Source organism: Pseudomonas sp. stari2 (genome assembly GCF_040760005.1).
GTDB lineage: Bacteria > Pseudomonadota > Gammaproteobacteria > Pseudomonadales > Pseudomonadaceae > Aquipseudomonas.
On record NZ_CP099760.1, the window covers coordinates 5,263,207 to 5,289,197 of the forward strand.

Annotated in this window: 16 protein-coding genes; 6 read left to right on the top strand and 10 right to left on the bottom strand. The window is 58.9% G+C overall.

Annotated elements, in window-relative coordinates:
* Window positions 1-6: 6 nt before the first annotated feature.
* Window positions 7-1,512 carry a glucosyltransferase domain-containing protein gene (locus tag NH234_RS24095; RefSeq protein WP_367254484.1) on the bottom strand — a complete coding sequence of 502 codons (1,506 nt, stop codon included), beginning with the start codon at window positions 1,510-1,512 and terminating at the stop codon, window positions 7-9.
* Between the two features lie 170 nt (window positions 1,513-1,682).
* Complete coding sequence (locus NH234_RS24100; protein WP_085730136.1) at window positions 1,683-3,101, bottom strand: amino acid permease; 1,419 nt, start codon at window positions 3,099-3,101, stop codon at window positions 1,683-1,685.
* 496 nt (window positions 3,102-3,597) lie between these two features.
* On the opposite strand from NH234_RS24100, the gene NH234_RS24105 reads away from it, so the two are divergent.
* Entirely contained in the window at window positions 3,598-6,708 is a 3,111-nt protein-coding gene (locus NH234_RS24105; RefSeq protein ID WP_085730135.1) for a transglycosylase domain-containing protein, read from the top strand.
* Window positions 6,709-6,885: 177 nt separating this feature from the next.
* The gene (locus NH234_RS24110; protein WP_367254485.1) at window positions 6,886-11,844 is read left to right on the top strand and encodes an NEL-type E3 ubiquitin ligase domain-containing protein; all 4,959 of its coding nucleotides are present in this window, start codon (window positions 6,886-6,888) and stop codon (window positions 11,842-11,844) included.
* A gap of 26 nt (window positions 11,845-11,870) precedes the next feature.
* Here the strand turns inward: NH234_RS24110 and NH234_RS24115 are convergent, their stop codons facing one another.
* The 6 genes from NH234_RS24115 to NH234_RS24140 all read right to left on the bottom strand — a co-directional run bounded on the left by NH234_RS24115 (window position 11,871) and on the right by NH234_RS24140 (window position 18,798).
* Window positions 11,871-13,115: a hypothetical protein gene (locus tag NH234_RS24115; RefSeq protein ID WP_367254486.1), complete on the bottom strand. Its 1,245-nt coding sequence runs from the start codon at window positions 13,113-13,115 to the stop codon at window positions 11,871-11,873.
* 51 nt (window positions 13,116-13,166) lie between these two features.
* Window positions 13,167-13,670: a CS1 type fimbrial major subunit gene (locus NH234_RS24120; RefSeq protein ID WP_085730132.1), complete on the bottom strand. Its 504-nt coding sequence runs from the start codon at window positions 13,668-13,670 to the stop codon at window positions 13,167-13,169.
* A 19-nt stretch (window positions 13,671-13,689) separates the two neighbouring features.
* On the bottom strand, window positions 13,690-14,430 hold the full coding sequence (locus NH234_RS24125) for a pilus assembly protein (RefSeq protein WP_085730131.1): 741 nt from the start codon (window positions 14,428-14,430) through the stop codon (window positions 13,690-13,692).
* A gap of 26 nt (window positions 14,431-14,456) precedes the next feature.
* A complete protein-coding gene (locus NH234_RS24130; RefSeq protein WP_367254488.1) occupies window positions 14,457-15,692 on the bottom strand; it encodes a hypothetical protein in 1,236 nt (411 codons plus the stop codon).
* Between the two features lie 3 nt (window positions 15,693-15,695).
* A complete protein-coding gene (locus NH234_RS24135) occupies window positions 15,696-18,218 on the bottom strand; it encodes a CS1-pili formation C-terminal domain-containing protein (RefSeq protein WP_367254489.1) in 2,523 nt (840 codons plus the stop codon).
* An 82-nt stretch (window positions 18,219-18,300) separates the two neighbouring features.
* Window positions 18,301-18,798 carry a CS1 type fimbrial major subunit gene (locus NH234_RS24140; protein ID WP_085730128.1) on the bottom strand — a complete coding sequence of 166 codons (498 nt, stop codon included), beginning with the start codon at window positions 18,796-18,798 and terminating at the stop codon, window positions 18,301-18,303.
* Window positions 18,799-19,289: 491 nt separating this feature from the next.
* Between NH234_RS24140 and NH234_RS24145 the strand changes: the two genes are divergently transcribed.
* Window positions 19,290-19,865 carry a PadR family transcriptional regulator gene (locus tag NH234_RS24145; RefSeq protein ID WP_085730127.1) on the top strand — a complete coding sequence of 192 codons (576 nt, stop codon included), beginning with the start codon at window positions 19,290-19,292 and terminating at the stop codon, window positions 19,863-19,865.
* On the top strand, window positions 19,862-20,647 hold the full coding sequence (locus tag NH234_RS24150) for a siderophore-interacting protein (protein ID WP_085730126.1): 786 nt from the start codon (window positions 19,862-19,864) through the stop codon (window positions 20,645-20,647). Before NH234_RS24145 ends, NH234_RS24150 begins: the two co-directional genes overlap by 4 nt.
* An 18-nt stretch (window positions 20,648-20,665) precedes the next feature.
* Here the strand turns inward: NH234_RS24150 and NH234_RS24155 are convergent, their stop codons facing one another.
* Window positions 20,666-21,304: a Pr6Pr family membrane protein gene (locus NH234_RS24155; RefSeq protein WP_085730125.1), complete on the bottom strand. Its 639-nt coding sequence runs from the start codon at window positions 21,302-21,304 to the stop codon at window positions 20,666-20,668.
* A gap of 1 nt (window position 21,305) precedes the next feature.
* On the bottom strand, window positions 21,306-21,536 hold the full coding sequence (locus NH234_RS24160; RefSeq protein WP_007956650.1) for a VF530 family DNA-binding protein: 231 nt from the start codon (window positions 21,534-21,536) through the stop codon (window positions 21,306-21,308).
* 299 nt (window positions 21,537-21,835) lie between these two features.
* Between NH234_RS24160 and NH234_RS24165 the strand changes: the two genes are divergently transcribed.
* Window positions 21,836-23,197 (top strand): carbohydrate porin, encoded by a 1,362-nt coding sequence (locus NH234_RS24165; RefSeq protein WP_367254490.1) that lies wholly within the window; start codon window positions 21,836-21,838, stop codon window positions 23,195-23,197.
* Between the two features lie 92 nt (window positions 23,198-23,289).
* Entirely contained in the window at window positions 23,290-25,701 is a 2,412-nt protein-coding gene (locus NH234_RS24170) for a glucose/quinate/shikimate family membrane-bound PQQ-dependent dehydrogenase (protein ID WP_367254491.1), read from the top strand.
* The last annotated feature ends 290 nt before the right edge of the window (window positions 25,702-25,991 follow it).

The window sequence follows — 25,991 nt, forward strand, 5'->3', positions numbered from 1 at the left end:
TAACGCTCACCAACTCAAGAGCCGGCCATGGGGCGGCTCCTTCATGACAATGAAACCGTAATCGCCGATCAGGTAGATGCGGTAATAGAGGCTATCCACCAACGCTGGAAAACCCTGATAGCCGACGCGAGTAGCGTTGCGCCGTTCACGTTCTGCGACCACGTTGGTGATGCCGGCCGAGGGCAGGTTTTCGGCGAGCATGAAGTAGTCAATGTTCAGCAGATAGCGCAGTACCGGCAACTGTTTGAACGTGCCCGTCGCATTCGCCAGCCAGCGGTCGGAGTAAGTGACCGACATATAAATCCGCTTGGCGTCGCGCAATTCGCGATGGGCAGAAATGTCGTGACTGAGGCTGTAGAGAGCGCTGCTGGCGAAGGTTTTTTCCATTGTCAGCACCCGCCCGTAAGCGAAGGACAGCGACAGCGTGGCCAGAAGCGGAATCGCCAACAACAGGGGCAGCCGCGAGTGCAGCGACGTCAGTCCGATACAGGCCATATAAAACAGCAACATCAACAGCACGCCGAACCCTATCAGGGTTCGTGCACCTTCGTTGAAGTCGCGAAACAACAGCGTCATCCCCGGCACCAGCAACACAACCAGCGGCAAAGTCAGCAGGCAGCCAAAACTCAGGAGCAGACCCTTTGTGGGTGATTCCTGACGCAGGCGAATATGCCGCCCCATTCGCACACCACCGAATAATGCGCACAGGAGTAACACGACGAACACCGCCGTGTAGCCACCGTGAAACAACAGCGCCACCTTCTCCAGGACCCGACCAGAATTGATGCCGATCTGCAACAGTGGATCAGCACTGAAGTCGAGCAGTTCGGTACGTGTGGAATCCGTGAACGGATAGGCCGTGACTGCGTAGATCGACACGCCCAGCACCAGTTGCGCCAGCTTCCAGCCCGCCAGTTGCCAGAGCTCTTCCCAGGGCAGACGCCGATGAACAGCCCTGAGCAATTCCACACAACACAGCCCGAGAAACACATTGAGGCTGATCTGATAAAGCCCGATCGCCAGCGCCAGCAACACCGAAGGCACCAGCCATCGCTGTATCCGGGACGTACCGCCAAACGTTATTGCATAAATCACCGCGACCAGACTCAGGGCCATGCCGGCCCCGTCATATTGATAGGACAGGTTCTGCAGCAGGAACGGGTTGTACCAGAGCGGCAACGGCACCAGACAACAGGCCAGGGTCGGTTCGGGGAAATAGTGAAAGGTCAGTCGGGTCAAGGCCAATGACATCGCCAGCGTGGCGAGCAACAACGGCAAGGGAAAGATGTTCGGCGCAGCGCCAGTGAACGTCAGCGCTTTATACAGCCAGTCCATGAACAGGTGCCCCTGCCCGGCCCAGGCATCGCCAGCGGCCAGAGAGCGCCAGTTGTCATCGATGTAGGGGAAGTCGGCGAGGATCAGCGGCAGGATATACAGCATCGTGGCGAGCAGGAAAAACAGCACGACCTGACGGCGGCCGAGTTCTCGTACGAGAAAATCGCTCATCCTCATACCGGCGCCTCTGTTCACTGCCGCGAGGGAAACTGCGTCTATAAAGTTTGGAACATGGCACGAAACCAGAGGTCGTTTTTTTCGATAGTTTCAGACAAGTGGCCTCACCTCCCGCCCACAAAAAAGCCCCGGCCAATCGGCCGGGGCTTTCAGATTTCAGCACTGGCAATTTATGAAGCCGAACGCACCGCGCCCTGCGACGCATCGGTCGGTTGCAGCTTGAACACATAGAACAAAACGGTCAGCAGCACCAGGAACGCCGGGCCGACATACAGCGCCACGCGGGTATCCGGGAAGTAGGCCATCAGGCCTACCACCAGTACCAGAAACGCCAGCGCCAGATAGGAGCTGACCGGGAACAGCCACATCTTGTATTTCAGGCCGGCGCGTTCGCTGGCACTCAGGCCTTTGCGGAATTTCAGCTGGGCCAGAAGGATCATTACCCAGGTCCAGATCGCGCCGAAGGTGGCGATCGAGGTGACCCAGACGAAGACTTTTTCCGGCACCAGATAATTCAGCAACACACCCAGCAGCAGGGCGAAGATCGACAGCAGCAACGCCCGACGTGGCACGCCGTTGGAGGTCTTGGCGAAGACGGCCGGCGCCTGGCCATTCTGCGCGAGGCTGTAGAGCATGCGCCCGGTGCTGAAGATGCCGCCGTTGCACGACGACAGCGCGGCTGTAATCACCACAAAGTTGATGATGCCGGCGGCGGTCTTGATACCCAGACGTTCGAAGGTCATCACGAACGGACTGCCCTGAGTACCGATTTCATTCCACGGGTAGATCGACAAAATCACGAACAGTGCGCCGACGTAGAACAGCAGAATCCGCCAGAACACCGAGCCGATGGCACCGGGAATGGTCTTCTGCGGGTTCTTCGCTTCACCGGCGGTCAGGCCGATCATCTCAACGCCCAGATAAGCGAACATCACCATCTGCAGCGACATCAACACGCCAGTAACGCCGTTGGGCATGAAGCCGCCATGGGTCCACAGGTTGGAAATCCCCAGCGCTACACCGTCGTTGCCGAAACCGAACGCGATGATGCCGATGCCACCGAGCACCATGGCGATAATGGTGACGATCTTGATCAGGGCGAACCAGAACTCGAACTCACCGAAGGCCTTCACTGCGATCAGATTGATCGAGCCCATGCTGATCAGCGCCGCCAGCGCCCAGATCCAGCGCGGCACATCGGGAAACCAGATGCCCATGTACACCGCCACCGCAGTGATTTCGGCGACGCAGGTCACCAGCCACAGGAACCAATAGTTCCAGCCGGTCAGAAAACCCGCCAGCGGGCCGAGATAATCCTGCGCGTAGCGGCTGAAGGAACCGGCCACCGGGTTGTGCACGGCCATCTCGCCGAGGGCGCGCATGATCACCAGGATCGCCAGGCCACCGATGATGTAGGACAGCATGATTGCCGGGCCGGCCATTTCGATGGCCTTGGCCGACCCCAGGAACAGACCGACACCGATACAGGCGCCGAGCGCCATCAGACGGATATGCCGTTCGCCGAGTTCGCGTTTGAGTGGACCGCCGTTCGCGGTCTCGCCATGGGGCGGGTGATTGCCGACTGGCATGGGGGACTTCCTCGTCTTGTTATTGGATAGACCACCGAGTGTCGAAGCGTCGGCCGATAAGCCCTGGCTTCCCGACACCGCGCCGGCCTCGTGGGCGGACGCGTCCTCCAGGTCCGGGCCTGAGGATCAGCGGGGCTGGCAGTATAAAAAGCTTCCAGCAGGATATTTCACTCTAAAAAACGACTTATTCAGCGACAAGCATCGTTATAAATCGGCATTTCGAGATAAACACTCCTGAAAAAACCGGATTATTCACTGCCGAAATGGGCGCCGAGTATTGCACAGCAATGGTGCAGCGTCATGCCCCTACCCAAGTCGTATTTACCCGCGAACCGCTCTGATCCGCGCCTTTTCAAGACCTGCGCAGGCGTTGCTGACGGATTGCCCACTGCGCAGATTTGTTCAGGGTCGAAGCTTCACAATTTTTTCACCCGCGCCAACCACCGACTAAGCTTCAGTCAAGTCCGATCAATCTGCGTGAATGGATCAATCGACTATGGGCGCTTTGTGGCAAACCGATTCGAGTGAAAAAGTGGTTCCGACTGAACGTGTGGATGAAGCGCCTGTACCTGAGAAACCCCGTCGTAACCGGCATGGGTGGAAGGCTTTCTGGCTCCTGTTGGTGATCATTGCGATTGTCGTGGGCCTGGCTGCGATGAAGGAAATGCGCACTTCGCGCTTTCAGTCCCGCGAAGTCAGCCAGTACGCCGCCAAATTGACCTATGAACTGCAACCGGGTCCCAGCGAAGCCATTCGTTATCCGGGCAACGGGCCGTTCGATCTGCGTCTGGGGTACAGCTCGCTGGACGAATTCCTGCCACGACTGCTCAAGCGCAATTACGTGATCACCGAACAGACGCGCTTCTCGCCAGCGCTGCTCGGCTATACCGACAAGGGCCTGTTCGTGCCCTACTCCGAGAAAATCCAGGCCGGGCTGTCGATCACCGATTGCCGCGCCGCACCGCTGTATCAGTACAACTATCCACAGCAGCTGTATTCGAGTTTCGAGTCGATCCCGCCGGTGGTGGTCAACAGCCTGTTGTTCATCGAAAACCGCTTCCTGCTCGACCCCAAACAACCGCTGGCCAACCCGGCGGTGGACTGGCCGCGCTTCGGCATGGCCGCGTGGTCGCAGGTTGCCAAGTTGCTGCACTTGCCGGGACAGTCGGCGGGCGGCAGCACCTTGGCCACGCAGCTGGAAAAATACCGCCACTCGCCTGACGGGCTGACGGTGAACGGCGCCGAGAAAATCCGCCAGATGATTTCCGCCAGCGTGCGTGCCTATCAGGCCGGCCCGGATACCTTGCCGGCGCGGCGCAACATCATTCGTGACTACCTCAACAGCGTGCCATTGTCGGCGGTACCGGGGCATGGCGAAGTCCACGGCATGGCCGAAGGTTTGCGGGTCTGGTACGGCGCCGATTTCAACGAAGCCAACAAAAAACTCGCCAGTACCGCGACCGATCCACAGACCATGGCCGACAAGGGCCTGGCCCTGCGCGAAATGCTCTCGCTGATGATCGCCCAGCGTCGTCCTTCGCATTACCTGACCAAGGGCCGGGAAGAACTGGCCGACCTCACCGACAGCCACTTGCGCCTGCTTAAACAGAACGGCGTGATCGACAACGCGCTGGCCGATGCCGCCCTGGCCAGCAAGGTCACTTACCGCGACTGGCAGACCCAGCCGACCATCCAGCCGATCGAGACCAACAAAGGCATCAGCGTCGCCCGCAGCCGTCTGGCCTCGATGCTCAATCGTCCGCTGTACGATCTCGACCGCCTCGATCTCTCGGCCACCAGCACCCTGCAAGGTGAGCTGCAAACCCAGGCCACCGCCTACCTGAAAAAACTCGCCGACCCGGCCTACGCCGCCGAGATAGGCCTGATGGGCGAACGCCTACTGACGCCCACCAGCACCACCCAGGTGCGCTACAGCTTTACCCTGTTCGAGCTGACTCCGGACGGTTCACGCGTGCGAGTGCAGACCGACAGCACCGACCAGCCCTTCGACATCAACGAGGGCAGCAAACTGGAACTGGGCTCGACGGCGAAGATGCGCGTGCTGACCACTTACCTGCAAATCATCTCCGAACTGCATGACAAGTACGGCGCCATGACCGTACCGGAACTGAAGAAAGTCGACGTGCCGGATCAGGATCGCCTGAGCCAGTGGGTGATTGATTACTTGATCCAGAACAAGGATCACGACCTGTCGAAGATGCTCGGCGCAGCCCTCGACCGCAAATACTCCGCCAGTCCCGGCGAGGCGTTTTTCACCGGTGGCGGCCTGCATGTGTTCCATAACTTTCGCAAGGAAGACAACGGTCGCATGCCGACTTTGCGCGATGCTCTGCGCGAGTCGATCAACCTGCCGTTCATTCGCCTGATGCGCGATCTGGTGCGCTACACCACCTACTCCGGTCCCAACAACAGCGCCGAACTGCTTAAGGACGACCGTGACCCGCGCCGTCAGGAATACCTCGCTTCGTTCGCCGACCGCGAAGGCACTTCGTTTCTGCTCAAGTTCTGGAAGAAGTACAAGAACAAGGACACCCAGGCCCGTCTCGATACCTTCCTCGACAGCATGCGCCCGACGCCGATCCGCATGGCCGCCGTACACCGTTACCTGCTGCCCAATGCAAGTCAGCAGGACTTCAACACCTTTGTGCGCTCGCATCTCAAGGGCGCCAAACTTACCGAGAAACTCACCGACGAACGCCTTGAACGGCTCTACCTCGCCTACGGCCCCGGTACCTACGATCTACCGGATCAAGGCTTCATCGCCAAGGTTCACCCGCTGGACCTGTGGCTGATCGGCTACCTGCTCAACCACCCGGACGCGACCTGGAGCCAGATCGTCAAGGCCAGTCAGTTCGAGCGTCAGGAAGTCTATAGCTGGCTGTTCAAGAGCAAACACAAGGGCGCCCGCGACAGCCGTATCCGCACCATGCTGGAGATCGAAGCGTTCCTCGACATCCATCAGCGCTGGCAGAAAGTCGGCTATCCGTTCGATCATCTGGTGCCATCGCTGGCCACTGCCATCGGCAGCTCCGGCGACCGCCCCGCCGCCCTGGCCGAGTTGATCGGCACCATCCTCAACGACGGTGTGCGCATGCCGACCCTGCGCATCGACAGCCTGCATTTTGCTGCCGGCACGCCTTACGAAACCCGCTTGGTCAACGACCCGCACGTAGGCAAACGAGTGATGCCGTCAGAAGTGGCCAAGGCGATGCGCGAAGCGTTGTCGCAAGTGGTGGACTCGGGAACGGCCAAACGTGTTTCCGGCAGTTTCAAAATGGCCGACGGCCAACCACTCATCATGGGCGGCAAGACCGGCACCGGTGACAACCGCATCGAAGCCATCGGCTCCGGCGGACGGATCCTCAGTTCCAAATCGATCAACCGTACGGCGACCTTCGTGTTCTACATCGGCGACACCCACTTCGGTACGCTTACCGCTTATGTCCCCGGGCGCTCCGCAGAGAATTTCAAGTTCACATCGGCATTGCCGGTGCAGGTGCTCAAAGGCATGGCGCCGATCCTCAACAACTATCTGCAACCGGGTAGTCACACCCAATGCCAGCCCGTGGAGGTTGCGCGCCGCTGAAAAAGCGGCGTGTCACTTGCCCGGTTTCGCCTACGGGTCATATTTATTTGGTTTTCATATTCAAATTCAAGAACATGAATCACGGTATGACCCCGTCTTCCGACAGGATAATTTGAGTTTCATTTAAGCAGCAGAGGAATACGCTAGTTATCTTCTGACAAACGAAATGGAATTCAGATGTCCAACTTTCAAACTAACAGCCACCGCCTAAAAACAACGTTTATTCAGTCAAGAGGCCGACACTACGATTTCATAAAAAACAATATCCACGACACATTCAAACATACATCGCTGCACCGGGCTCTGGCATTGAGCACAGCCACTCTGAATAAACAGCCATGGCACGAAAAACCTGACCAGACGCCGGCAAAAACCGCCAACCTCGCCGCCTGGAAGGCCCAAAACCAGACTGATCAAGCCCTTGGCAAAATCAAAAGTCTTGAAGCGTTCGCCGTGCACTTGCTGGAAAACGGCCTGAAGGAAAAGTTCGGACTTGCTGTCAATGTCAAGCAAACTTACTTGAGATTGTATTTCCCGAAGGAGACACCTTGGTACATCATCAACGTCCTGCCCGGCGTTGCCAGTCGAACCGTATCCCTGCTGGATGCAGCGCTGCACAACTTTGCAAGTAACGAGACATTTACTGCCGATTCCGATTTCATCAGTAAACCCGATGAAAATGGACACTTCGACGTTCTGGGTATCAAGAAAACGCTATCTATCGAACAGTTCAAGAACTTGTGTCGGGAACTGGATATAGGGAAACGTTATACCCGCTATCTGCGACACCATTTGCTGCCACGCGATCCCGCATCCAGAGCAGCCATAGAGCATCAGACAACGCAAAGCCAGAAAGCCACGCTGATATTTGCTGCACATCTGGCCTTGTTGACCGGCGACATCGGAACCAATGCACATGATGTGATCATGGGCATGGTCGAAGGGCAAACCGGGCTGACGCTCGATGGCAAGGTCATGCAGTGCTGTGAGCTCTCGATCATGGATGCCGCGCTGACCGGGATTGTCCTGTTCACCTCGGTCCGGCAGCAAAGCGCTGGCGAGGACCGGATGATCGCTTACGTTCCCCATGACCCCGAGCACCCGCTGAAGGAGTACGCCTCGTCTCTGGAGTTCGTCAAGGAACTCACCCGCCAGCTACGTGCCAACGAGCCGCTCTCCAAAGGCCGGGGCAACTATTGGCAGTTCTTCAGTCAGTTCATCGATCAGCAGCAGCGCGGGCATTTTTTCGCAACGCTCGAACAGCGTCTGAGCAAGATCAAATGGTCGGAGCAAAGGGCCCCTCTGGATCCAGGGCCGACCTGGCGTCCCGTTCCGGTGGAGAAACCCGCTCTGGCATTTCGCGTGCGACCGGTCACGCAAAATCTGTGGAAGCATCAGTACCAGCGCAAGATCGACAAGATTCTCAATGACGCACGAGACATCGCCGTCTCGACGGAAATGGCCGACCAGAACTCGCGCCGGGCGTGGTGGGACAACTTCGAAAAAATCCTCTCGGACATCTTCAACGCAGCGCTGTTGGTCATCACGCCATTCGTGCCTTTTCTGGGAGAACTGATGCTGGCCTACACCGCTTACCAGATAGCGACCGACGTCTTCGAAGGGATTCTGGACTTGACCCAGGAAAACTGGGCCGAGATGGGTGAGCATCTGACCGCAATCGTGACAGACATTGCCCAGTTGGCGGCCCTCTCGGCGGGAGTGGCCATCGGCGCCGAATTTCGCCTCAAGTTGTCGTCTCTGATCGACGGCATGCAACCGGTCATTTCATCTGACGGCAACACCCGCTTGTGGCACCCCGATCTCGTTCCTTACGAACTCGCCGGGCCACCGCCACCGCCTGGATCACGTCGTGACGCCAAGGGCCTTTTTCAGCATGCGGGCAGAAACGTGTTGTTGCTCGATGGCAAGACCTATGAAGTCAGACAGGACTCCCACGACGGCCAGCATCGCATTCAGCATCCTGAACGCCCGCAGGCCTACGCACCGAAACTTCGCCACAACGGTCGGGGAGCCTGGGTTCATGAAGGTGAAAAACCGGGAGATTGGGCGGCCCCGAAACTGATGCGCCGCCTCGGCCCTTCGGCGGAAGGCTTCAGTGACCGGCAACTGGAGAATATCCGCCGGATCAGCGGCACGGAGGATCACGCACTGCGTCAGATGTATATCGATAACGCGTCCCCCCCGTTGTTGCTGGAGGACACCCTTGAACGTTTTCGGGCTTCGCGGGACACCGCAACCACCAGCGCCGATATTCGCGCCGCAAGGCCCCTGGATCCGTCGTCCTACTGGTTCGAACAAATGGTGACCGAGCTGCCGGGCTGGCCCGCAGACTGTGCGTTGAAAGTCAATCAGAGCGCCGACAGACGCGGCCCGGCTCACACCTACGGCAACACCGGTGCCCCTCCGTCACGCACGCTGACCATCAGTCTGGCAGACGTCATGGCTGGCAGACTGCCGGAGTATGTGACCGGTTTTCTGAGTGATGCACAACTGGAGCAACTGCTTGGCGCAAGGCTGCCGAAGACGGAGCAAATAAAGGCCCTGCGCGACTTACTGGCCGACCGGGTTGACGCACGCCAATCAGAAATTTCGCAGTACGTTTATGGATACCGCACCATCAGCAGTGATCCACGTGTTCTCGAACTTCAGCGCCAATACCCTGATTTGCCGACCGCCATTGTCAAACGCCTGGTGGAGCAAGCCCGTCAGCCTGAAGTGGAGGCGCTGGACCACGGTCGGCGCCTGCCTCTCGACTTCAAATCCGCCGCGCGCGAATGCGCCTTCGAAACACGCACGACCCGTGCCTGGGAAGGCTTCATCGATAATGAACGCCTGACTTCCGACACCGAACGTCTGGCCTTGAACGTGCTGCGCCTGCACAGCGACGCTTACCGTGATATGCGCATCGAGATTCGCGACGGTTCGTTTGACGGAGCGTTGCGTTGCAGCGTCGGCGCAGAACACGCACACGAGATCCGGATCTTTCTGCATGACGGGCATGCCCGCTACGAAACCTTCGATGGCAACCGGCGCCCGCTGTTCGGTCCCGCCGACCTGTATGAGTCGATCCTGCGAACGATTCCCGAACAGGCAAGGCAACAAACCGGATACAGGCCGGGTCAGGGCCGCGTTTTCAAACAATGGTTGATGGAAATGAGCGAGTCGCCCAGGGAACGTCGAACGCAGTTGCTGGAGCCTTCGATCCGGCCTGTCGTGCAAACGTCAATTGAAAACCTGTTGCGTGGCCCGGTGTTTTCAAGAATGCCCAAGTCCTTGGAGCAGCGGGTCAAGGAGCTCTATCCGGGACTGAGTGACCGGGAGGTGGAAGCCTTTGTCAGCTCGTTGCCAATCGGGCGCGATCCTCTCGAAACAGTCAGGAGTCTTGAGATGGACTTGAGGAAGTTGAGTGAGTTGCTTGAAGACTGGAAACAGTCCCAGGCTGCCTTCGATCCCGAGGGCCCCGGCATCATTCCTTCAGCTGCTCGCACCATCGCAGATCGCATCCTTGCCTGCTTCAAGCGCGAAGCCGTGGCGTTCAACGAACGTAGCGCCCGCTACGAAGCAGGCTACACACTGGACCTTTCCGCCGAGCTGATGGGACCGGAGCTTGAGAAATGGTGGAGAACCCTACCGGATCTCAAGTCCTGGTTCGATCAGGTTACGACCCTCGATCTGGACCAGGCACGCTTTTCGCCCGCGACCGGGGGGCTTTTGAAGCACTTCCCCAACCTTCGCCACCTCAGCGCCCGCCAGTGCGGACTGAAACTGCTGCCGCCGCGAATTGCCGAGATGCCCGGGCTGGAAACCCTGCAGCTCAACCGCAACCAGATCCGCCTGACAGAAGAGTCCCGGGCACAGCTCAGAGACCTGACGCGTTTGCGCACCTTACGCCTTTCACTCAATCAGCTCGGGCGCGCACCGGACGTCAGCCGCATGCCGGACCTGACCACCCTGGATCTTGCCTATGCCGGGATCGACACCTGGCCCGAAGGGCTGTTCACGCCGCATCGGCGCCCTCGCGGTTTCTTCCTCGATCTGTCCACCCCGGCGATTGTCAGCGTTCCGCAGGTCGAGCCGGGCTCGCCGGATGCATGGCTCGTCGCACGAACGCGACTGGCCGTGAGTTACCTGGAGCCTGAGGCTCGCGAAACCTTCTATCAGTACCGTGAGTCGGTGGGGCTGCCCCGGCAAAACAACTATTCCTTCCTTGCCGCTGAAGCACGGAAAAAATGGCAGATGAGTGATACCTCACTGTACTGGGCCGATGACAGTCCCGGCCTGACAAGTTTCCGCAACGAAGCCTGGGACAACCTGATGCACGAGCCGGGCTCCCAAGGTTTTTTCCAGATCATCGACAGCCTGACCCGGTCGGCCGACTACCAGGAAGGCGGCACCTCACGCCGGATTCTGACCCGGCGAGTCTGGGATCTGATCGATGCCATGGATCTGGACACCGAACTGCGGGAAAAACTGTTCAGGACGGCAGAAGAACCGACCACCTGCGCCGACGCCAGCTCCGAAGTTTTCAACATCATGGGTGTTCAGGCGCTGGCGTCCCGGGCGTATTCCTATTCGACTTCGGGAGCGGAACTCGAGGGCAGACTGGTGAAACTGGCCCGAGGCGCCACACGCCTTGAACGGGTGAATGAAATTGCCCGCGCCGATGCGTTGTCTCGCCCGAGTCGGGAAGAAGAGGTCGAAATCTACCTGGCCTACCAAACGCGCCTGAGTGCGCGACTCGATTTGCCCTGGCAGTCCGAACAGATGCTTTACGAAGGAGTGGCAGGCGTGACGCAGGCCCGCATCGACAACGCCTGCATGACGGTTCTGGAGCTTGAAACCGGTGACGGCCTGGTCAACGGGATGCTTGAACAACCTTTCTGGGAACACTATTTGCGGGATACGCAGGCCGCAGCCTACAAAATCAACGACGAGTCATACGAACGACAACTGTCCCGGCTAGAACAACGGCACTCACCTGACGCGGTGCTGCCTCTGAATGATGAGGAATATACCCGCGAGCTCACTGAGCTGGCTTACCGAAGACTGGGATTGGGGCGTTCGCTGACCACGACGTTGATGCGCCGTCACGGGCTGCTGCCGATGCCTTCCTGAGGTCACCTCGGGAAGGCCGGTACGGATCAGACTTCCGAATCCCAGATCACAGTGACATTGCCGGTGTAACGCTTTGCCTGGCCGGGCTGCAACATGTCTTCCATGTAGTGGCTCGGTACCTCGAAGTGCAACACTCCGGGCGCGCGATCCACATAGTGGCCCGGGCGAAAAAGCGCACCTGCGCCGCTCTGCGTCAACCGGTGGTTTTTTACCGGCTGGCCCGAACTGTCAGTGATGCCGTGGGGAAGGCTGACGCTCAGAGAGACCTGGGGCAACGTCGAACCGGATTCGGTATCACGCAAACTGCAGGCGCCAATGCCCGGATGTTCACACTCAATGAACATCCGGAAGGGTGCGGAGACACCAATGTTGAATGTCTGATCACGAAACAATCGGCTGGGCCTGCGCCCCTCTTGTAACCAGGCTTGCCAGCCACCTTGCGGTGTCAGCTCGATTCTGTTGCCGCCGGGCGGAATGTCGACCTTGAGCACATGCTGGACATCCAGTACAAACCTGAAGGTCACACTGGAACTGTCCGGCAGGATATTGTCCCCCGTATCGAAATCACGTCCGGGGCCCGCCCCGTAATTGAGCTCACCGGTATAGAGACCGGCCGACATGGCGAGTGGATTGGGCGTGCGCAGTTCGTAGCCCACATCCAGGTATTCGTAGGACATCCATGGAATCCGGTATGCCGCCTGTTTACTGCACACCGCTTCGACCGGCGTGCGCCAGAAGAAGCGATAGAAATCAGGCCCATGGGTGCCCATGGCCCCGGCCTCGCACGGTCGTGAAGGAAACAGCCAGTTCGTTCCGCCCCACAGTTTGTGGTGGGCCTGCGCATCAGAGTCGGCCCCGGTCAGATTGACTGCCGTATCACTCAATACATATTGGGAACCGACTCCGCCGACCCTCATTTCGACCGTCGCCGCCTCCCCCGTCGTCACATTCCGCACGGTCAGACTGCGCCATTGCGAAGCGATCTTGAACATGGCCCCTTGGCGTTGTCCGGCGCCCGGCTCGATTGTCAGGCTGGAGGAGAAGCGCAGTGGCAACCTTACACCCGACAGACCATACGTCTTGCAGTCTGTCGGATAAGTCGCGCAGTAGCCGCTCTGCGGCGTCTGGTCGACAAACCGGTTTCTTTGCGGGTTGGCCGGATCCGGGACGAAACCGGCACGAATCTCCTGAGTCAACGCCTGGGCCGGCATGGAAAACAATCCGCCGAACAATGAAACAAAAACCAATCCTTTACTGAACCTGAAATCCATTGCCATTCCTTGCATTGAAGTCATTACGTTCTTGAGCGGACGAGTTCTTGCTCAGCCATTGGGTGCCGCGGCGCTGAACATGATGTTGACGGTGCCGTAGTAGTCTCCGGGTTTGTAACCTCCGGCCTGTTCCCTGGGTTCGATCTCCAGCATCACCCGTGTGCCCACCCTGGCTTCCTCGGCCGAGACCACTTGCAACGGCAACGCACGGTCGGACAGCTCCTTGCCATTGAAGCTCACGCGCAAGTTGATGTTTTCCCGGGAGTCCCTTCCGTTGGTCATATAAGGAACACTCTCCAGACGCGCCTCGATCGCTCCGCTGTCGTGCCTGACATCGAAGTTGCGACGCAACGTGCTCAAAGTGGAAGTGTTCACGTTCCAGTGCAGTCGCTGCTCACGATGAATCCAGTCGGACTCGGTGGGAATCACGTAAAAATTCAGGGTGGGAATATGCACCGAAACGTAGAACTCGAGTTCTTCTCGCGCCGCAAACGTCCAGGCGCTGACCAACGCCAGGGCTGTCGCCGACGTCAGCACAATCCATTGTTTGTTCATTGTTGGTTACCCGTGATGTTCAACCGGCGGTACTCAGGTTCTTTTTGCTTTCGCCTTCGACCAGGATGAAGCGATACTCGCGCCCGGCCTTCTTCTCGAACTCAAAGGTCTTACCGGCGAGGATGTGGTGTTTGGTGGTCGGCTCGCATTCGGCTTCGCTGGCTTTCGAGCAACTCTTGAACTCGTCGATCACCACCACCGTGTTGCCGTTGTTGCGCACTTTGTAAGAACCCGCCACGTCATCGATCACGCTGTCAAATCGCGCATCCTTGGGTCGCACGAAGAAAATCGTGCCGAAGCCGGCCATGACGTTGACCCCGGCCGTCAGGGTCTTTCTGTATTCCTCGCGCTCTTCGCCGGAGACCGCGAATTCGTCTTCCTTCTCGGGAACCACCGGAACAAAACGCACACGAAAATAACGCTCTTTGTCGCGCTCCCCCATGAACAGCAAACGGGTGCCCTGCATGCCTTGGGCGGGAATGATCAAACGTGCGGGACTGGCCATGAGGCCGTCACGGGCGCTGGCATCGGCTTGTACCTTGACCGGTACTTCGGTGGACGTGCCATCGGCGTTGTAAAGGATTTCCAGCACATTGATTTTCACGAACGCCGTACTGTCCCCGCTGTTGTACACCCGTTTCAAATAGGTACTTTTATCACCGGCCAAATAGTCATAAACAACTCCGATATTGATATTCGGACCCGCCTGAGCGCACAGGCTGAACAGATACAGGCCTACCAGAACAATTACTTGCTTCATGCGCACAACCTCTCAATAAAGACCCATCACTGCTGGGGTGATATTTCCGAATCAAAAACGACAACAATCGTGCCGGAGTACTTGTTCCCCCTGCCCGAGGTCAAAATGGTTTCGGTCCACTCTCTGGGAACTTCGAAATGCAGCGTTCCCTGCTGGCGGTCGATGTACTTGCCAGGCTGGAAGGTCACGGCGTTCAACTCTCCCGGTAAAAGCTCCTTGAGCCTTACCGGGTTACCGCTGGCATCAGTCAATCCGCCAGGCAGGCTTACCTTGACTTGAAGGAGTGCAGCGGCGTTGTTGGCCTCATTGAATAGATAGCAATAGTTCGGGTTCTCCCGCACGCATTCCAGATGCACCTTGAAGCGAGAGCTGGCGGATATATGGAACGTCTGGTCGCGGTAAAGTCGTGCGGGAGGCTTGCGGGTGTTCAACCAGGTTTGCCAGCCACCATCGGGTTCCAGCGCAATGCGATTGCCACCGGGTGGTAAATCGACTTTCAGGACGTGCTGCACATCCAGCACAAAATCCAGGTTGAGGGCAGTGTCGTCCGAATCCATGAACGGCCCCATCGTGAAGTCGGCGCTACCCCGACCGAGACTGTAGGTCAATGAACCGGTGTACAGCCCGGACGACATGCTCAAGGGGTTCGGCGTTCGCAGCTCGTAGGCAATGTCGAGATGCTCGAACAACATGTGCCCTACATCGAACGCAGCGGTTTTATTACAACTCCCTTGTTCGGGCGTTTTCCAGAAGAACTGATAGCTGCTGATACCGTAGTACCCAACGCCGCTGTACAGACATGGAGGGGGTGCATAAACCCAGGAGTTGCCGGTCCAGAGTTTGCGATGTGCCTCCAGGACGTTGGACTCGCCGGTCAGTTCGGTGACCGGTTTACTCAGTTGAAATCTCGACCCTATTCCACTGATCCGCACTTCTACCGTACTCGTCTCCAGCGTCTCCTGGTTGGTGACCGTCAAACGTCGCCAGTCAGCAGGCACCTTCACCCAAATGCCGTTATCCGAGAAAAGCGGAGTGACCGTACTGAAACGAATCGGTACTTGAATACTGAACATTCTGTTGTCTTCGCATTCACTCGGAAAAATCCCGCAATACCCGCTGTTCGGCGTTTTATTGATGAATTCGTTTTTGTTCGGTTGCGACGGATCCGGCTGGAACAATGCCCTGATCTCCTGATTCGCCGCCTGCGCCGATGACAGGCTCAGCACCATCAGAAAAACTGGCCAACAGGATGTTTTCTTCATCGTTCAACCCGCCTTCTGATCAGTGAACGTCGCATCGGCCAGCGTGTCTGGACTGCACCGCAAATCGCCGATCATCAACACGTTGTTTTCCACCCGCCCTTGCTGAGGATCGAGGCGGAACTGGCACAGCAATTGATCGGCAAATCGCACTTCAAGCGTCGGCGAGCCGGCATTCATTTCCATGGAGAAAAACCCGTCGACCTCGCTCACGCCACGGCTGGCGTGGTTGATCACATGGTGGCCCTTGAGGGGCCGCCCCTGCGGATCGAGCAAACGTCCCAGCACCGTGAAGGTTTTCATCACTCGTACCTTGCGGTACTGCACACCGCCCTTGTTCAAGTGATAACGGGTGCGCGCCGGCTCGATGGTCGCCGCCGGTACATGGTTGCCGACGAAGTCAAAACTCACCGAACTGTTCTTGTAGGCCGTGATCGGAATGAAATTGCGCCCTGGTCTCAGCGCAGCGCTGCCGCCGCTCAAGTCATCGGCGCGCAGGGCGATGCCGTCGACGTCGGATTCGACATCCACGATCATTCCCGCACCCCGCCCCTGAGGCTGGCTGGTCATGACGATTGCCTGCCCACCGATGGCCACGGTGCTGTCCAGGTTCAAGCCACCGGTGTAATTGCCGTTGTAGGAAGAGCGCTGGACGAAGCCATCGCCATTGACGGTGTCGGTGCTGAAGCTGGCCTGACCGTTCAAGCCGATCCCGTAGGTGTCGGTGAGTACCGTCGCCATCACGCTTTGCAGCGCGTGATCATCGAAGTTCTTTCGATAACCGAGCGAGCCGTTGTTGTCACGACTCCCGTCGCGGGCAGTGCGCGTACCGATACTGCCGGAAATCTGCTGGCCAGGGCCGCCCAACGCGACATTGAGGCTCAGATCCACACCCCGGCTGCGTGCGTCGCCGCTGCTGTAGCTGCCGGGCCGGTCAAACAGTGATAGTCGCCAGTTGGAGTCGCTGCCAAACATCGTGGTGCGCTGGGTCCAGCCCAGATCGACACTGACGCCCTCAACGTTGCCCTCGCTGTGGGATACCCGTGCGTTGAGCGAGCTGTTGCGACTGACTCGATGGTTCAGCGCCAGCGAAGAGTTGCTGGTCTGGCCGGTGAACACGTTGCGCTGACGGATCCGGGTGCCGTCCGGCAGGGTGTCGTAGATGTCGGTGGTGTCCAGCCAGCTGCGGTTGTGACTGACCACCAGACTGCCGGCACCATAGTTATAAAGACCTTGCAGGTCGAGGCCGGTGCCGTGATCTTCCGTTTGATAAGCGTTGGCGAACAGGCTGACGGTGTTGGCCAGTGTCCAGTCGATGGACGTGCCGTATTGCAGTTTCTCGCGAACCTGACGCGCCGACAGCCCGAGGATGACTCGCGGGTGGAGCAAGTAATTGAGCGACGCACCGGCCGTGGCATCGCCGCTGGCCTGCTTGTCCCAGTTGCTCAGCAGTTTGGTTTCCTGACCGGCAAACAGGTTGTAGCGCCAGCGCTCGTCGGCGTTACGCCAATTGTTCGGCTTGTAGACCAGCTCCTGAGTGGTCGAGGTGATCTGGCCATCCTCGATCAAGCGCACTTCCACCTCATAGATACCGCCGGGCAACGGTCGAGTGTCGAGGGTCTGCAAACCGGCGGGTACTGATTGCGTGTTGATCAGCAAACCGTCGCGAAAAATCTCCACCGATGCCTGACGGTTGGCAGTGACATAAATCGGATAGACGCTTGGATTCTGCAAATCGATGGCCAGACTGTCGGAACTGCCGTACATCAACCCCACCGTCGTATCCGGGCTGTTGCCGAACGAACGCGGCTGACGCGTAAGGCCTTCGGACGTCGGGGTGAAATAGCCCATGCGCAGGAAACTGCCTTGCAATTCTCGTTGGGCATGCAGTTCGTACACGGCGTGATAGAGCTGGTCATCAGGCCCGCCAAGGCGAGCCAGCTGCATATTGAAAGTTTGCGTCCAGTTGCCCAGGCTGCCATTGGCCTCCAGGCCAAAACGCCCGCCCGGATCCTGATCCTGGCCGCCGTTGAGGTTGAGCTGATTGCGCACGATCAGGCCGCTGCTGCCGTCCTGCGGCTGCTCGTAGTAGCGCGGAGTTTCGGTATCGCGCTCGGCATTTTCCGTGACGATCGACACCAGCGAGTTTTCCAGGTTGTAGTGCACCGCGAGCATTTGCTCCGGGCATTGACCACTGCAACTCCCCAGCGCCACGCCGGGCTTGAGATAGCCCGCCCATTTCTCACGTTCGGCGGCGCCGAAACGGTTTTCTCCGGTATCGGTAAATTCGAGCAGGGTGATCCGGTCATCGCGGGTCAGCACGATCATCGCCTCACCCAACGCTTGCCGGTCGAGCTCCACCCGAACAGCCAGGGGCACGTCGAAAAAGTGCTCTTCAAAGTCTTTTGGCAAACCTTTGGCCTGCGCCAGCAAACTGCGTGGCGTCGTACCGGCAGACTCTGCGGCCGCAGCCGCACCGGCACAAAACAACAACGCAAGCGCAGTCGCGATGGAAGTCATCGGGAACATGTAAACGGACTCTGAGTGCGAACGGAAAAAGTCCGGCCGACTGACACATTCGCCAGCCCGCCGGGCTTTGTTACATCACGGGTTAGAGCGTGCTTCCGCCGGCCGGAGTGACCGCGTCGAACATCATGGTGACCGCACCGGTGTAATCGCCCGGTGTGAAGTTGGTGCCTTTGGCAGTGATTCGCAGCGGGGCACGGTAGTTCACGTCGGACTCGGCTTCACCGACAACCATTTGCGGGGTCTGGGTCAGCACGACATTGTTGAACCGTACTTCCAGATCAATGGCGCTCGCACCACCCACCAGTTTCGGTACACCTTCCAGAGAGCCGTGAACCGAACCGTTGTTGTTGCGTACATCGAAGTAGCCTTCTACCTGTTTCATGTTGCCGGTGATCGGGCTGAAGCTCATGTCCTGATCCTTGTTGACCAGGTCCGGATCAGTCGGCACCACATAAAAGCCGTTGGTCGGTACATGGGCGACCAGGCTGATGGAGTGACGGGCTTCACCGGCAGCGAAGACCACGGAAGAACTCAGAGCCAGAACGGCCAGTGGAGCAGCGAAAGCCATTTTCTTGAACATCGGTCAGTACCTGTTTTCTTTTTAAGGAATCGGAGCATTGGAGTCCATATCAAACCGGCCAATAAGAGCCGGAACCTGGAAGTTCAACGCCGAGGCATGATCAACGCTTGTATCAAGAATGTAAGCAGGCAACTTCCCACGAACTTGTAGTTCAACAACCTCGCGACTCGAAAGAAAAAGCATCAGAAATCAAAAATATATAAAAGCAACTGTAAGGCATTCCCTACCTACAGTTATTCATAAAAAACGTTACAGCAGTTTCGACAATGACAGTCAGCACTTTCTAATCTTTTTAGAATATAAGCTCAAGCATTAATAGAGTGATAGCTTTAACTTTCCGGTTATTCCTGTCTCGATCAACAAGGCATAGAGGTCCTCCGTCGGCGCGCCTTTCTCACCGTGACCACTCGTCAGCTCTCCGGCAAAAAGCCCTTGCTCAGCCTTAAAGATATATCTTAAGTTGTATCTAAACACGACGAGAGAAGACTGAAATGAGAGACCATCATTCCCCCCACCGTGACCACAGCGACAGCCGTGACGGCTTCGAAAAACGCCACGGCCGCGAGCGCGGCGGGCGCGGCCCACGGGTATTCGCCCCAGGCGATCTGAAATTGCTGCTGCTGGCACTGATCGCCGAACAGCCGTGCCACGGCTACGACCTGATCCGCCAGATCGAAACCATGTTCGACGGCGCTTACAGCCCGAGCCCCGGCGTGATCTACCCAACCCTGACCTTTCTCGAAGAGAGCGAAATGATCAGCGGCGACGCCGAGGGCGGCAAAAAGCGTTACGCGGTGACCGATGCCGGTCGCCAATCGCTGAGTGAACAGGCGGTAGCGCTGGACGGCGTGCGTATGCGCATCGACGTCAGCAAACGTTCACTGCGCGGCCACGACCGGCCACCGGAAATCCATGAAGCGGTGCACAACTTGCGCCACGCCCTGCAAATGCACCACGGGCGCTGGAGCCCGGAAGAAATCCTGCGGGTACGTGACCTGCTCAACGACACCGCCAAAGCCATTGTCGACGGCCCAGCCGTTCAACCTGCTCCGGAGAAAGCCGAATGACTGAAGTCCAGACCCAAGGCATCCACCGTGTGATGCACGAAATCAAACGCCGCCGGCTCGAAGTCCTGCGCGTCGTCAATCTGACCCCGCGCATGCGCCGCATCACCCTCGGCGGGCCGGAACTGGCCGGGTTCATCAGCCTGGGCACCGACGATCACGTCAAACTGCTGTTCCCGCAGAACGCTGAACAGGCCGCCGCGCTGGAAACCCTGGTACTCGGCGGCGGCAAGGGCGACGTGCCGATGCCCGAGATGCGCGACTACACCCCGCGTCGTTATGACCTCGACAAGCTTGAACTGGACATCGACTTCGTCCTGCACGGCGACGGCCCTGCCTCGACCTGGGCCGAACAGGCTCAACCCGGGCAGTTCCTGCACATCGGCGGCCCGCGCGGCTCGATGATCGTGCCGGACATCTTCGACAGCTACCTGCTGATCGGCGACGAAACCGCCCTCCCCGCTATCGCCCGCCGCCTCGAAGGCCTGGCGGCCAATCGCAAGGCTTTGGTGGTGATCGAAGTGGAAAACGGCAAGGAACAGCAAGCGCTGGAAAGCGCGGCGCAGGTCAATGTGATCTGGGTGTTGCGTGAGGGCGGCAAAGACAATCTGCTGGCCACCATCAAACAATTGCAGGTGCCCAAGGGCAATCTGTATGCGTGGGTGGCGACGGAAACAAAAGTCTCGCGGCAGATCCGCCGGGTACTGCTCGATGAGCACGGGCTGGATGAGCAGTTCGTCAAAGCCGTCGGTTACTGGCGCGCCGAAGGCTCCGTAGAAGAGTGAATACGAGCGGCGGCGCTGCTAAAGGCGCCGCCGCTTCCAGCGATCAATCCCGATCACCAGCAACGCAATCAGCACAAACCCCAGCAGAATCCCCCCGGCATTGATGAACACCTGTGGATAGCCCAGCAGCGCCACGTCAATGAACGGATAGGCGTAAGCCCCCAGCAAATGCCCGCGAAACAGCGCATAGGCGAAGTAGGCCAGCGGATAGATCAGCCACAGCGGCAGATGCTTCAGACGCAGGGTGCCCTTCGGCACACACAACCACCAATAAACCAGAAACAGCAACGGCATCACGTCGTGCAGCAATTCGTCAGCGATAAACTGCCAGCCCTGCGGATGCCACAAATGTCTCAGCAGAATGCTGTAGGCCAGGCCCACCACCGCAATGCTGACGGCAATCCCGCTGCTGACCCAGGGTTGCAGAAACCACTGGCGCGCAGCGGATTCGCGATCGGTCACCGCGCAGGTCAGCACCACCGCCACCAGGGTGTTGGTGATCACGGTGAAGTAACTGAAGAAACTCACCAGCCCGCCCAGCAGACTGGCGCCGACGCTCAGGCGCGCAAAGAAAATCAGGTACAGCTGAATCCCCAGTCCGGCCCAGCCCAGCACCGCGGCTGAAGTGATCAGGCGTCGCCGCCATACGGCGTTCATCTCAGAGCGGTCGCTTGGTGCGCATCAGCTTCACGTACAGACGCTCAACCTTTTCCCGCGCCCACGGCGTCTTGCGCAAAAAGGTCAGGCTCGACTTGATGGTTGGATCGCTCTTGAAGCAACGGATGTCGATGCGCTCGGCCAGGCCCGACCATTCGTAGTGGGTCACCAGTGCATTGAGGATCTGTTCGAGGGTCACGCCGTGCAGCGGATCGGGGTTGTGGTCGTTCATGCCGGGCCTTTGGGCGAAGTGAAAATGCAGAAGCCGCGCACCTTAGCCGAGGGGCTGAGCCGGTGGAAGGCCTTCCTTCAAATGTAGGTGAACCGCGCAAGATCGCAGGCTCGGTCGACACCGGCAATGTGATCGATTGACGCACTGTTACCGAATCCGAAAGGGTTCATGTCTGCAAAAGCACTTTGTGTTTTTGTAACAGGACATTATCCTGCCGCCCTTCTGCTGAATCGCTTCACTGCCTGCGTCAAATCGTAGCGGTCGGCTCATCCCCAAAAAAGATCAAGAAAGACCATTTCATGCCCGATTTTCCGTTTTCCCGAGACAGCGCTATCTCAGCCTTGCGCCTGATCGGCGGCTGCACCGCCCTTGGCCTCGCCACCTGCACCCAGGCCACTCCGGCCTTCGACAGTGAATCACCGTATATGCTCGGTGACTGGAACGGCACCCGCAGCGAACTTTCGGCGAAAGGCATCGACTTCAAGCTCGATTACACCGGCGAAATGGGCAGCAACCTGCACGGCGGCTACGACCACGACCGCACTGCACGCTACAGCGATCAATGGGGCCTCGGCACTCATCTGGACCTGCAAAAACTGCTGGGCTGGAACGACGCCGAATTTCAGCTGACCGTGACCAAGCGCAACGGCAACAACATCAGCAACGACCGCATCAACGACCCGCGCGTCGGTGGTTTCACTTCGGCCCAGGAAGTCTGGGGCCGTGGCCAGACCACCCGCCTGACGCAGATGTGGTATCAGCAGAAATTCTTCGACCAGAAGCTCGACATCAAGGTCGGCCGCTTCGGTGAAGGTGAAGATTTCAACACTTTCCCGTGCGACTTCCAGAACCTGGCGTTCTGCGGCTCGCAGGTCGGCAACTGGGTCGGCGGCATCTGGTACAACTGGCCGGTCAGCCAATGGGCGCTGCGCGTTAAATATCACCTGACGCCAGAGTTGTACGCGCAAGTCGGCGCCTATGAGCAGAACCCGTCGAACCTTGATCGCGGCAACGGTTTCAAACTCAGTGGCAGCGGCACCCAGGGCGCGATCCTGCCGATCGAACTTGTGTGGACGCCGAAGCTCAACGGCCTGCCGGGCGAATACCGCGCCGGCTACTACTACAGCAACGCCAAGGCCACCGACGCCTATAAAGACAGCAACGGCCAGCCGGCCGCCCTGAGCGGCGAAGCCTATCGCAGCGCGTCGAGCAAACACGGCGTGTGGCTCGGTGTACAGCAGCAGATCACCAGCGTCGCCAGCGACAACTCTCGTGGTTTGAGCGTGTTCGCCAACGGCACGATGCACGACAAGAAGACCAACGCTATCGACAACTACGTCCAGGCCGGCGTGGTCTACAAAGGCCTGTTCGACGCCCGCGCAAAAGACGACATCGGTTTCGCCCTGGCCCGCGTTCACGTCAATCCGGCCTACCGCAAGAACGCCGAAGCGACCAACCAGGCCCACGCCGTCTACGACTACGACGACCCGTCCTACCTGCCGCCGCAGGACACCGAATACAGCGCCGAACTCTATTACGGCGTGCACGTCACCAATTGGCTGACGGTGCGCCCGAACCTGCAATACATCCGCCATCCGGGCGGTGTGGACAAGGTCGATGACGCGCTGATTGGCGGGATCAAGATCCAGTCGTCGTTCTGATTCCAATTTTGCAATGAACCATGCCTGCGCCCAATCGTCATCTAAAGTGACTACAGCGCGGGACTACTTGAAACGTCACGGAGAACCACACTATGAGCACCGAAAGTGCTTCGAGTCGAGGCCGTCTGCTACCGAGCCTGCTCGGCATTCTGCTTCTACTGATGGGCCTGGCCATGCTGGCCGGGGGAATCAAGCTGAGCACGCTCGGCGGCTCGCTGTACTACCTGCTGGCCGGTATCGGCATCACGCTGACCGGCATTCTGCTACTGATGCGTCGTCGCGCAGCACTGGGCCTGTACGCCATCGTGCTGTTCGCCAGCACCGTCTGGGCGCTGTGGGAAGTCGGCCTGGACTGGTGGCAACTGGTGCCGCGTCTGGCGCTGTGGTTTGTCCTCGGCTTCGTGATGCTGCTGCCGTGGTTCCGTCGTCCGCTGCTGCTCAACGGTCCTGCTCCGATGGGCACCGGCGGCCTGACCGTGGCCGTGATTCTGGCCGGCGTCACCGCCCTGGCCAGCCTGTTCACCCACCCGGGCGAAACCTTTGGCGAACTGGGTCGCGACACCGCCGACACCACCAGCACCGCGCCAGCCATGCCCGATGGCGACTGGCAGGCCTACGGCCGCACCGAGTTCGGTGACCGCTACTCGCCACTGAAGCAGATCACCCCGGCCAACGTCGACAAACTGCAAGAAGCCTGGCGCATCCAGACCGGCGACCTGCCGACTGCCGATGACCCGGTCGAGCTGACCAACGAAAACACCCCGCTGAAAGCCAACGGCATGCTCTATGCCTGCACCGCTCACAGCAAAGTACTGGCGCTGGACCCGGACACCGGCAAGGAACTGTGGCGCTTCGACCCGCAAATCAAGAGCCCGGTCGGCTTCAAGGGCTTCGCCCACATGACCTGCCGTGGCGTGTCGTACTACGACGAAGCGGCTTACGCCAAGTCTGAAAACGCAGCCTCCGTCGTCATCTCCGAAGCCGGCAAAGCCGTCGCTCAGGCATGCCCGCGTCGCCTGTACCTGCCGACCGCCGATGCACGCCTGATCGCACTGAACGCCGACACCGGCAAAATCTGCGAAGGCTTCGGCAACAAAGGCGTGGTTGACCTGACCCAGGGCATCGGCCCATTCACCCCGGGTGGCTACTACTCCACCTCGCCAGCCGCAATCACTCGCGATCTGGTGATCATGGGTGGTCACGTAACCGACAACGAGTCGACCAACGAACCTTCCGGCGTGATCCGCGCCTACGACGTGCGTGACGGTCATCTGGTATGGAACTGGGACAGCAACAACCCGGACGCCACCGAGCCATTGGCCCCGGGCCAGACCTACAGCCGCAACTCGGCCAACATGTGGTCGCTGGCCAGTGTTGATGAAAAACTCAACATGGTTTACCTGCCACTGGGCAACCAGACTCCGGACCAGTGGGGCGCCGACCGCACTCCGGGCGCCGAGAAGTTCAGCGCCGGTGTTGTCGCCCTGGACCTGAGCACCGGTAAAGTGCGCTGGAACTACCAGTTCACCCACCACGACCTGTGGGACATGGACGTCGGCAGCCAGCCAACCCTGCTGGACATGAAAACCGCCGACGGCATCAAACCTGCACTGATCGCCCCGACCAAACAAGGCAGCCTGTACGTCCTCGACCGTCGCGACGGCACGCCGATCATCCCGATCAAGGAAATCCCGGTTCCGCAAGGCGCCGTGAAAGGCGACCACACCGCACCGACCCAGGCCCGTTCGGACCTGAACCTGCTGGCCCCGGAACTGACCGAAAAAGCCATGTGGGGCGCCAGCCCGTTCGACCAGATGCTGTGCCGCATCCAGTTCAAGGAACTGCGCTACGAAGGCCAGTACACGCCTCCGTCGGAACAGGGCAGCCTGATTTATCCGGGTAACGTCGGCGTGTTCAACTGGGGCGGCGTATCGGTCGACCCGGTTCGCCAGATGCTGTTCACCAGCCCGAACTACATGGCCTTCGTCTCGAAAATGGTGCCGCGCGAAAAAGTCGCCGCCGGCAGCAAGCGCGAGAGCGAAACCGCTGGCGTGCAACCGAACACCGGCGCGCCATACGCGGTGATCATGCATCCGTTCATGTCGCCACTGGGCGTACCGTGCCAGGCCCCGGCCTGGGGCTATGTCGCCGGTATCGACCTGACCACCGGCAAAGTCGTCTGGAAACGCAAAAACGGTACCAGCCGCGACAGCTCGCCAATCCCGATCGGCTTCACCCTGGGCGTGCCAAGCATGGGCGGCTCGATCGTCACTGCCGGCGGCGTCGGCTTCCTCAGCGGCACCCTCGACCAGTACCTGCGTGCTTACGACGTAAACACCGGTAAAGAGCTGTGGAAATCCCGTCTGCCTGCTGGCGGCCAGGCGACCCCGATGACCTACACCGGCAAGGACGGCAAGCAATACGTCCTGCTCGTTGTCGGTGGCCACGGCTCGCTGGGCACCAAGATGGGTGACTATGTGATTGCTTACAAACTGCCGGAATAAGTTTTAGCGGCGGTAAAGAGAAAGGCGATGCCCTGTGAGGGGTGTCGCCTTTTTTTGTGGGCTGCGTTTTTTTAAACGAGGTGTTTATGTCCTACAGACGGGGGATTTGCAGGGGATGTTTCTGACATGTCGCGTCGGTTGTGGCTCGGAAATGGGGTGGATAGGCTTTGGGGGTCGCTGCAAATTCAGCGAACGGGCGTCGCGGCCCGATAACTGATGCATAATCGCCAACCTCACGGCACCTCGGTGCCTGTTGTTTGTTTCATGGCGGCTGTGCGCGGGATACCTTC